Origin of the sequence: Vibrio sp. OPT46 (assembly GCF_015163535.1) — a bacterium.
GTDB lineage: Bacteria > Pseudomonadota > Gammaproteobacteria > Enterobacterales > Vibrionaceae > Vibrio > Vibrio alginolyticus.
The window spans coordinates 1-403 of record NZ_JADDYG010000486.1; the positions used below are offsets into that span (position 1 = coordinate 1).

The window sequence follows — 403 nt, forward strand, 5'->3', positions numbered from 1 at the left end:
ATGAAGCAACTCAGATAGCTGCTCCAGAAAGAAAATCAAATTCCGACTACGGAACCAATTACTTTGTCCTAAATGTTGAAAGGCAATAATGTTTACTTTTTGTTGTATTCCGAGCTCGTAGCCCCAAGGAGAAAAATCCGGAGTTAAGTCTTGTACCTGTACATCAGTACCGGAAGGAGAAAATGTGAACAACAATGGCTTGTTAAGATCGACGATTTCATACTTCACAAACACATCATCAAGTAAACCGTAGCCAGAGATAGGTAAAGCCATCTCTTGTTCTTGCTGAGTAAGAGCTTGCCATTCATCTAACCAGTAAAGTAGCTTCATTTTTTCTCCAAGTGCATCCGCAGTATTTAGACTGGAACTCTATCAAAATGCGTTTAAGCATCCCACGTTGAGA

Annotated in this window: 1 pseudogene; it reads right to left on the reverse strand. The window is 40.0% G+C overall.

Annotated elements, in window-relative coordinates:
• Positions 1-330 (reverse strand): annotated as a pseudogene (locus tag IQR33_RS20605) (cytosolic protein); the annotation flags it as partial.
• Positions 331-403: the final 73 nt, after the last annotated feature.